We start from the raw sequence: 523 nt of genomic DNA, 5'->3' as shown, positions 1-523 counted from the left end.
CGAATCCACAAATTGCGGTAAGAAAGCGAAAAAGAATAAAGCCGTCTTCGGGTTGAGTATGGCCACGAGCACGCCTTGGCGAAAAATGCGTCTCAGACTCTGACGCTGGAAAGTCTTTGATTGATGCGCGGTCTCGCGTGCAAAAAGTCGGCACATACCTAGATAAATGAGATAAACGGCGCCCATGTATTTGACTATGGAGAAAGCCAATGCTGACGAAACAAGTATGGCAGACAATCCCAAAGTAGCTGCTAATACATGCACGAAGTTTCCGACCTCGATACTGAGAACTGACACAAATCCTGCCAACCGGCCCTGATCCAAACTGCGCGCCACAATATAAAGCACGGCAGGACCAGGTGTGAGCAGAAGGATCAAAGCCGCCAACAAAAATATGGACAAGTTTGGTAAGCCGAACATAATGCCTTTTCCGATTAGTCTTGAATTCTACGTCAACACTTCCATCGCATGACAACGCCCAAAGTTGCTAATCAGTCGCGCGTTTTTTTTGCTTCGGCTGAAT

Annotated in this window: 1 protein-coding gene; it reads right to left on the bottom strand. The window is 47.2% G+C overall.

What is annotated here, in order from left to right; genetic code table 11:
- A partial coding sequence (locus GY683_RS03485) for a LysE family translocator (RefSeq protein ID WP_297287426.1) occupies window positions 1–420 on the bottom strand: 420 nt, incomplete at its 3' end.
- Between the last annotated feature and the right edge of the window lie 103 nt (window positions 421–523).

This window comes from Moraxella sp. (assembly GCF_024227015.1).
GTDB lineage: Bacteria > Pseudomonadota > Gammaproteobacteria > Pseudomonadales > Moraxellaceae > Moraxella.
This window is presented reverse-complemented; position numbering and strand designations above follow the sequence as displayed.